We start from the raw sequence: 9,192 nt of genomic DNA on the forward strand, positions 1-9,192 counted from the left end.
AATGAGTAACCCCTTCGTCAATCCGCTCGCTATTCCCGTTCTCGGATTTTGTGCCTACAGTGGCACGGGGAAAACCACCTTACTCAAGCAATTGATCCCCGAATTAAATCAACGTGGCCTGCGCTTAGCCGTGATCAAACATGCGCACCATAATTTCGACGTGGATATTCCCGGCAAAGACAGTTACGAAATGCGTAAAGCGGGTGCGCGGCAAATGCTGGTCGCCTCCCACGTGCGCTGGGCGCTGATGACAGAAGATGCACGCGATGGCGATCCTGAGTTAGTCCATTTGCTCAAGCAAATCGAAGCCGACAAAGTCGATATCGTCCTTGTCGAAGGCTTTAAAAAACTCGCCTTACCTAAAATTGAATTGCACCGCGCCGCCCACGGCAAACCTTTTATCTACACCCAAGATGAAAATATCCTCGCCATCGCCTGTTGCGATGACACTCATCTGCCAAGCGACGCACTTCCAAGTGAGCTACACCGACTCGATCTCAACAATGTCAGCCAAATTGCCGACTTTGTCATTGAGTACGCCCAAAACTGGGAGGCGCCACTCCAATACCCGATTTCAGCCGTGGATGCCTGCACCATAGGCGACAACAAAAACCTCAGCGTCAGCCAAGGTTTAGCGCAGATTCTATCCCATGTATCCCCCGTGGCAGAAGTCGAAGAGATTGACTTAGACGCCTTAGATAATCGCGTACTGGCCAGCGACAGCATTTCTCCCGTCGACGTGCCGCAACAAACCAATTCGGCGATGGATGGCTACGCCTTTATCTATCAAGACCCCATGCCTGCTACCTTAAAACGGGTGGGAGAGGTTCTTGCCGGTCATCAATATTCGGGCACGCTTAAAGTCGGCGAAACCGTGCGTATCATGACGGGCGCAACAGTGCCTGCAGGTGCTGATACAGTGCAGCCCCGAGAGCTTGCCAAGGAAGTCGATGGCATTGTTAGCTTTGAAGGCCGCATTCTTTCTGGCCAACACGTTCGCCTCGCTGGAGAAGATATTGCTCAAGGCCAAGTCGCACTTGCAAAAGCCACTCGCCTAAGCGCCGCCGAACAAGGTTTACTAGCCTCACTCGGGCTCAATCACGTGAGTGTATATCGCCGCCCAACTGTTGCAGTATTCTCTACCGGCGATGAAGTGAGCCAGCCCGGCGAAGTGCTCAAAGCCAACTGCATCTATGACTCAAACCGCTTTACCATCAAAGCGATGGCGAAACGTCTTGGCTGTGATGTTATCGATTTAGGCATTATCGAAGATTCTGAAACCGCGCTCGAAGCGACGCTGGCTAAAGCCGCCAACCTTGCCGATGTTGTCATTAGCTCTGGCGGCGTGTCAGTCGGTGATGCGGATTACATTAAAACCGTACTGGCCCGCTTAGGCAAAATCGATTTTTGGCGGATTAGCATGCGTCCGGGTCGGCCCCTCGCCTTCGGCAAAATCGGTGATAGCTTATTCTTCGGGCTGCCGGGCAACCCTGTAGCGGTAATGGTCACTTTTCTGCAATTTGTGCAGCCCGCTTTACGTAAATTGGCGGGTGAAGTGAACTGGCAAGCACAGCTATTCCCCGCAATAAGTGATGAAACACTAAGAAGCCGCCAAGGCCGCACCGAATTTATTCGCGGGATTTATCAGCTTGGCAAAGATGGACGCCTGCACGTGAGCAGCACAGGCAACCAAGGTTCCGGAATGTTAAGTTCAATGGTCAAAGGGAATTGTCTCATCATCATAGGCGATGATGCAGAAGCCGTGAATGCAGGTGAAACTGTGTTTATTCAACCCTTTGCGGATCTGCTTTAAGATCCAGTGAGTTTTTATGAGTCTAATGGTGGATTCCTTTGGCCGTAAGGTCGAATATTTACGGCTCTCGGTCACCGACCGCTGCGACTTTCGCTGTGTCTATTGCATGACGGAAGATCCCTGTTTTCTGCCAAAGGACCACGTACTCCACCTCGAAGAGTTAGCTTGGATTGCCCAAGCTTTTACCGAGCTTGGTGTGACTAAAATTCGCCTGACTGGCGGCGAGCCCTTAGTTCGCAACGATTGCGATCAGCTAGTGAGTCTGCTTGGCAAACTGCCTGGGCTGACAGATTTGTCCATGACCACCAATGGTTCAAGGCTGACAAAATTCGCTAAGCCCATGTTTGCAGCAGGATTAAAGCGCCTCAATATCAGCCTAGATACTTTAAACCCCACATTGTTTACCCAGTTAACACGTAACGGCAAATTAGACAGAGTCATCGACGGTATCGATACCGCCATTGCGGCGGGCTTTGAACGTATCAAGATTAATGCAGTGATTTTAAAGCAGCAGAATGATAATGAAGTCATTGATTTAGTTGATTTCTGCCGTGGTCGCCGTTTAGACATCGCCTTTATCGAAGAAATGCCGCTTGGCGAAATAGACGAGCGTAAACGTGCCCGTTATTGCAGCAGTGATGAAGTCAAAGCCATCATAGAAAGTCGCTATCCGCTGCAGCTATCTAACAAACGTACTGGCGGCCCAGCGCGGTATTACACTATGGCCGACAGCCCAATCCATCTCGGCTTTATCTCACCCCACAGCCACAACTTCTGCCACGAATGCAATCGAGTACGCGTCACAGTCGAAGGCCAATTATTGCTGTGTTTGGGCAATGAGCATGCTGTTGATCTCAAAAGCATAGTCAGGGAATTTCCCGCAGATATTGAGAGACTTAAAGCCGCTATTCTCGCGGGCATTAACCTCAAGCCTAAGCAACACGACTTTGGCAATAATCAGGTACAAATTCTACGTTTTATGAACGCCACTGGCGGTTAAGCATCAGCCCTCAATAGCTTAAGGGCTAGCATCTCAATTTTGCCGTGATAAACTCGAAGCATCACCCCATACTTAGCGTCACACATTTCTATGGCATTAACTCGTAAGCAATGGAATAACGTCATTATTGTCGCCTGTGTCTTTATGGTCGCCGTGCTGACTTTTATGGATAACAAGACCAATAATGTTCCGAGTGATGCTCAGCTGCTATTTGACGATAATGCGCCGCTTTCACAGCTGCAACTCAATGGGATGTGGCTGCACAAGCAAGCATCACAATGGGAGTGCGACACTACGGTCCTCAACTGTGATGAATGGGCAAAGGCGTGGCAAACCATACGGGTGTCGCCCTTAACGGCGGCACCAGAAACCACAGATAATCCACAAGAATTAGTCATTCAGATTGCAGATATCCGCGATGCTCAGCTGTGGATCTATTTCCCCAATGAAGGCGCGTTAAAGTCTCCCGCGGGCAATTGGTATTTAGTGCCTCCGAGTTTACGAGCTAAACTACAACCGATCCTCGATGCGAAACCCGCAGCTTAATGCCGCCCCATTTTACTTAAGATAAGAAAGAATCCATGCCGGAATTACCAGAAGTTGAAGTCACCCGTCAGGGTATTGCCCCCTTCCTTGTCGAACAAACCGTGGTTGATCTTGTGATCCGCAATGGTTCGTTGCGCTGGCCAGTGCCTGACATCGCCAAACAAATTATCGGCCAAGTCATACGCCAAGTGCGACGCCGTGCTAAGTATCTATTAATCGACACTGACGCGGGCACTAGCATAGTGCATTTAGGCATGTCGGGGAGTTTACGGATTTTGCCCCACGATACCCCAGTGGAAAAGCATGACCATATCGACTTAGTGCTCGCCAACGGCCGCATTTTACGCTTTAACGATCCGAGACGATTCGGTGCTTGGCTATGGTGTGAATTCCCAGAAGAAGCCCATCCATTACTCGCCAAACTGGGGCCAGAGCCGCTGACCAATGCTTTTAATGTCACACAATTAGCGGCAGCTTTAGCGGGCAAGAAAAAGGCCATCAAACTCTGCCTGATGGATAATCATATCGTGGTGGGTGTGGGTAATATTTACGCCAATGAAGCCCTCTTTGCGGCGGGCATTCATCCAGAAGCCGAAGCAGGTAAAATCGATATCGAGCGCTTGACCGTTTTAGTTGCCGAAGTGAAGCAAATCTTAGCCCACGCCATTAAGCAAGGCGGCACTACGTTGAAAGACTTTACCAATGCCGATGGCAAGCCGGGCTACTTCGCCCAAAAACTGCATGTCTACGGTCGCGGCGGTGAAACCTGCACCATCTGCGGTAACTTATTAAGTGAAATCCGTTTAGGCCAGCGCACCACAGTATTCTGTGGCATTTGCCAGACACGCTAACATTGCATTTTTGTCGTTATCAGATGTGAGCTACGATTAGAAGCGATACTCAAAACTGCTAAAGAGCGTGGCATTAGTATCGTTTTCTTGAACATCAAATTCCGATCTCGATACCGTTCCACCTAAGCTCCACATGCCTTTCCATACAGGCATACGGTAAGAAAGCTCAAGCATCAACAAATCTTCCTTCGGTGGTTGTGGCGCCCAAGTGCTCGCCACATTAGTGCCATCTTTATTCAACTTCGCATAACGCAATAAAGAGGTAAAACCTCGGCTGTTACTAAACTGGCCGACTAATCCCACCACAAACGTTTGAGCATCGCTATCATAGGTTGAGCCTAAAGCACGGCCATAATAACGAGAACCACTTAGATAGACAGGATCTTCATAGAAGCAATTGGCACTATCACCATCGCATTTTACATAGGTGTCCGAATATTCCATAAACAGCTTAAACTGCTTTCCCGATGTGCCAAAATGGGTATCAATCCCCCAAAGTGAGCCGCAGTCGCTGCCATTCTCACATCTATGTTCGAGATATAATCCCACAGGAATATCCTGCAATGAGCTGGTATAGCGCATATCGATACTTTGGGTTCTATGGCCTGCATCGCGGCGATCTTCTGGCGCGCAATCACTTGTACCATCGAGGCAAACTGAGTTGCTGGCAACCGAATCCCACCAAGAGTTGAAGTTACAATCTTGGCCCTCTCCGCAAAACAATGTCGACCACGACAGACCCACTTCTAGCTGCTTAATCGGTCTTGCACTTAAGCGCATATCCCACTCAGCCGTTTTAGGCACAGCACGATCAACTTCCGTTAAGCTAAATCCGGTTTTAAATGTCCAAGGACCAATCCAAGATAACCAAGGCGTTTCAAAGGCTGCGGCATTATTGCGGCTCAGCGTTAGCGACTGCATAGGGCGAGCGTTATTAGAACGGTGCAATGTAGAGTCAAATCCAGGCCCCCACCACTGTTCAACCGAACCTAAGGTCGCAATCCAATTACCGAAAATGATGGCAAAATATGACTCATCGAGGCGAAAGTTTTTATTATCTTGCGGATCATAGGTTTCTGCCACCGTCGCCTTATAGGCAACACGCGATCCTAAATACTCGTAGGAGCCCAGCACTTCACCTTTCTCGCGATAATTGGAGCCATAGTGTTGAAAACGAGCAGGATCGGTCGCGCCCGAGACTTTAACCCTCGCATTGCCGCGATTATCGACAGCATTTTGATAGTAAAAGTTAACCCGAGCAAAGGCTTGCACTAAACTAGGAGAAAGCAATTCAGGCTCTACTTTTGCTAAATCGCCGCCAATTCCTGACCACATCAAGGGATAAGTATTCACAGGAACAGTGATCACACCCGCATCGGCCAACGCTTGAATATCCGCTCTAAGATAAATATCAGAGGCATCGACCCAAGGTGCAGCGGCAAGTATTGAAGAAAAAAATAGGCCAGAGGCAATGCTAGTAGCAAGGATCGTGGGGGTTAAAAAAGCCTTCATAACATCCTTTTAAGTATCATCGCGAGGCCACAATGCCTCAAAGTTAACACAAAACGCCTACGTAAAAACCATCAGGTACGCGGGTAAAATCTAAGGTTTAGCCAGCTTAAGCTTTGCTGCTAATGCTGTCGCCACTTCTGAGTGAACAAATTGACTCACATCGCCACCATGCAAAGCGACTTCCTTTACTAAGGTTGAGGAGATAAAGGAATTTTCCTCGGCAGGCGTTAAAAACACGCTTTCCAGATCTGGGCTCAATCTACGATTCATATTTGCTAGCTGGAATTCATATTCAAAGTCAGATACCGCACGTAAGCCACGCACTAGCACACTGGCCTTTTGCTCCTTGGCAAAATCCACCAGTAAACCCGAAAATCCAACCACCTCGACATTATCCAAATGAGCGGTGACACGATTTACCAGTTCAACCCGCTCTTCTAAGGTGAATCTTGGCTGTTTGGAAGGATTAGCCGCAATGCCAATCACCACATGTTTAAACAGTTTAGCCGCACGCTCAATCAAGTCAGCATGGCCATTGGTGATAGGATCGAAGGTCCCAGGGTAAATAGCTCTTGTGTGCATGAATTCAACAAAAAGGTGTTTGAAATACTATATATCGCAGTTTATCACCCGCTTATGTCGCAGCGCAAAAGTATCTTCGATGTGCCGTCTTACGCGTAAAAAGTAGACGTCAGTGAACCTAGCTTCTCTAATGTGTCATAGCCAAAGAGCCACCTAAAAGGTAGAATGTCTACTCGAAAATTGTTATTCAGCTGCAGTTAATTGGCCAACATACTAATCTTAAAAGGTTCATTTTTGCCCAATAACACACCGAAAACAGCAATTACTTTCCATCCGTAACTTGGGTAGGTTTTATTGTGAAAATTCTTCTTGTATTTGGCACCCGACCTGAAGCGATCAAAATGTGTCCTCTGGCGAAAATGCTCGCTACTGATACACAACTAGATGTAAAAATTTGTGTAACAGCTCAACATCGCCATATGCTTGACCAAGTATTAAGTATTTTCGAATTAAAACCAGACTATGATTTGGATTTAATGAAGCCAAATCAGACTTTGGAATGGTTAACAGGAGCCATCGTTGAAGGCGTAGGCAAAGTCATTAAAGAATTTCAGCCTCAGATCGTCTTGGTTCATGGCGACACAACCACCTCCTTTTCTGCTGCATTAGCCGCATTTTATCAAAAAGTGGATGTTGGTCATATTGAAGCTGGATTACGAACTGGCGATATTCATTCTCCTTGGCCAGAAGAAGCTAATCGTAAGTTAACCGCAGTGTTGTCAAAATTGCATTTTGCCCCAACGCAGACAGCGGCACAAAATCTAAAAAATGAAGGATATTTGCCTGAACATATTTACGTCACTGGTAATACTGTTATTGATGCGCTTTTTGAAACCTTGGCCTTTACCCGAAAAGATAATTACAGTCATCCTTCAGAACTTAGTCCCTTGTTTGATCAGTTACAGGGCAAAAAAGTGATTTTAATTACAGGGCATCGTAGAGAAAACTTTGGTGTCGGATTTGAAAATATCTGCACGGCATTAAAAACCATCGCACTATCAAATCCTAACGTGCAACTGATCTATCCTGTGCATCTAAATCCTCAGGTTCAGAAGCCTGTATATGAATATTTAGGTGAACTAGATAATTTCCATCTTATAGAACCGTTGGATTATCAATCCTTTGTTTCACTAATGGATCGAGCAGATATTATTCTTACTGATTCTGGTGGAATTCAAGAAGAAGCGCCTTCTTTAAAAAAACCAGTGCTAGTTCTACGAGATAAGACTGAAAGACCAGAAGCCGTTGCAGCAGGAACGGTTAGATTAGTAGGTACTGACATAGATAAAATCGTATCTGAAATTACACAACTAATAGACAACCCCTCGGCCTTTGGTGAAACAATTAACCCTTATGGCGATGGACAAGCGTGCCAAAGAATACACAAGATTATAAAATTTCATTATCAGGTCGACTAATGTCTAATATTTATATAATTTATCGTGCAATGTTTAATTTAGATGGCACATTAACAACTATTGGCGGCATAGAAAACTACATCCTTAACCTGACGGAAGTATTATCTCTACAGGGATGGAAGTGTCATTTAGTGCAGCCAGCCAAAGAGCCATTTATGTTCGAAACTTCACATGTCAATGTTCATGGAGTTAGTACAGGTTTTTTTCGTGGCAACCTAAAGAAATTTGCACTCGCTAAATGGGTACAAATAAATGCAGATAAGAAAAAAGATATTATCATTTATGCAACAGACTCATACGCTGTAAACCTGAGTGGATATAAACAAATAGCTATTCAACACGGAATATCTTGGGATAAACCGAGAAAAGCTAACAATTCATTTATTCAGTTTACATCCTCACTATTAAACCACTGTAAGTACTTATCTTACATAAAAAATAACTCTACCTTGGTATGCGTAGACCACAACTTCATAAATTGGTATCGCACGTGGTTTAATGTTGGGAATAAAAAAGTAAAAATAATATATAATTTTTATAATGAAAAAATCAGTAACTCTGACTTTGAAAAAAAATGGAATAATAATAGTGAAATTAAAATAATTATCGCCAGGCGCTTTGTTGACTACCGAGGGATAGATCTAATTGCACCAATCATAAAAAGATTATTACCTCAACACAACATTCAAGTCAGCTTTGCAGGTGATGGTCCCTTAAAACCATATTTAGAATCATTATTTGCCAATGACTCTAACGTAGATATAATGCAATATGGTCCAGATGACAGTTTTAAAGTACATAAAGAACATCATATCGCTATTATTCCTACTTTAGGATCAGAAGGTACATCACTCTCAATGATTGAAGCTATGGCCGCAGGTTGTATGGTACTGAGTTCCAACATTGGCGGACTATCAAATCTAATTATTGATGGATACAATGGCTCATTAGTAATGCCAACTTCGCAAGATATGGAACAAGCACTTTCAAGCGCTCTCAATAATGTTGATTTATGTAAAAAGCTTGCTAAAAATGGTTTGAACTCTATTACACTTCCATGTGCTAAAGATACTTGGAGTAAAGGCTGGATTGACGTAATCAATAATCAATAATCACAACTTACATAAGTTTTAAAAATGTGATTAGGAAGTAAAATAGAGCTACATGGGTGACTTTAATCATGTAGTGGCTATATATTATACTCTCAATATTTTATGTATTTTTGACTTAAAACGTCTAAACGCAACGTTGAAATCTTTTCGCCATTTAGCTATATCAGCATTATAACGAATTCCCCGATGGTAACCTATGTGCCTCACACTTCCCTCGGGAAAAATTGCAGCTTTAAAGCCTAGTTCATAATACTTATTACCTACTCCCCCTTCACTTGTATATTGTGCAATTGGCGCAATCAACTGATAATCCGCTAAACGCCTTAAGCCTGGATTTAACGTAAAGCCATGCCAATAG

Annotated in this window: 8 protein-coding genes and 1 pseudogene; 6 read left to right on the forward strand and 3 right to left on the reverse strand. The window is 45.0% G+C overall.

The features are described 5' to 3' along the window. Position 1 precedes the first annotated feature (1 nt). The 4 genes from FW758_RS12650 to mutM all read left to right on the forward strand — a co-directional run bounded on the left by FW758_RS12650 (position 2) and on the right by mutM (position 4,210). On the forward strand, positions 2-1,813 hold the full coding sequence (locus FW758_RS12650) for a bifunctional molybdopterin-guanine dinucleotide biosynthesis adaptor protein MobB/molybdopterin molybdotransferase MoeA (RefSeq protein WP_446445572.1): 1,812 nt from the start codon (positions 2-4) through the stop codon (positions 1,811-1,813). 16 nt (positions 1,814-1,829) lie between these two features. After that, complete coding sequence (gene moaA, locus FW758_RS12655; RefSeq protein WP_446445573.1) at positions 1,830-2,813, forward strand: GTP 3',8-cyclase MoaA; 984 nt, start codon at positions 1,830-1,832, stop codon at positions 2,811-2,813. A 90-nt stretch (positions 2,814-2,903) separates the two neighbouring features. Continuing rightward, positions 2,904-3,359 (forward strand): hypothetical protein, encoded by a 456-nt coding sequence (locus tag FW758_RS12660; protein ID WP_006084727.1) that lies wholly within the window; start codon positions 2,904-2,906, stop codon positions 3,357-3,359. Between the two features lie 35 nt (positions 3,360-3,394). Then, positions 3,395-4,210 (forward strand): bifunctional DNA-formamidopyrimidine glycosylase/DNA-(apurinic or apyrimidinic site) lyase, encoded by an 816-nt coding sequence (gene mutM / locus FW758_RS12665; protein ID WP_446445574.1) that lies wholly within the window; start codon positions 3,395-3,397, stop codon positions 4,208-4,210. A 36-nt stretch (positions 4,211-4,246) separates the two neighbouring features. Here the strand turns inward: mutM and FW758_RS12670 are convergent, their stop codons facing one another. Further along, entirely contained in the window at positions 4,247-5,722 is a 1,476-nt protein-coding gene (locus FW758_RS12670; protein WP_446445575.1) for a capsule assembly Wzi family protein, read from the reverse strand. Between the two features lie 90 nt (positions 5,723-5,812). Then, positions 5,813-6,304: a pantetheine-phosphate adenylyltransferase gene (gene coaD, locus FW758_RS12675; protein WP_259214355.1), complete on the reverse strand. Its 492-nt coding sequence runs from the start codon at positions 6,302-6,304 to the stop codon at positions 5,813-5,815. Between the two features lie 296 nt (positions 6,305-6,600). Between coaD and wecB the strand changes: the two genes are divergently transcribed. Both wecB and FW758_RS12685 read left to right on the forward strand, forming a co-directional pair. Continuing rightward, positions 6,601-7,722 carry a non-hydrolyzing UDP-N-acetylglucosamine 2-epimerase gene (gene wecB / locus FW758_RS12680; RefSeq protein WP_446445576.1) on the forward strand — a complete coding sequence of 374 codons (1,122 nt, stop codon included), beginning with the start codon at positions 6,601-6,603 and terminating at the stop codon, positions 7,720-7,722. Next, a complete protein-coding gene (locus tag FW758_RS12685) occupies positions 7,722-8,834 on the forward strand; it encodes a glycosyltransferase family 4 protein (RefSeq protein WP_446445577.1) in 1,113 nt (370 codons plus the stop codon). Before wecB ends, FW758_RS12685 begins: the two co-directional genes overlap by 1 nt. An 84-nt stretch (positions 8,835-8,918) precedes the next feature. On the opposite strand, the pseudogene FW758_RS12690 reads toward FW758_RS12685, so the two are convergent. Beyond that, positions 8,919-9,192, reverse strand: a pseudogene (locus tag FW758_RS12690) (glycosyltransferase); the annotation flags it as partial.

The sequence above is a fragment of the Shewanella sp. 1180_01 genome (assembly GCF_052850535.1).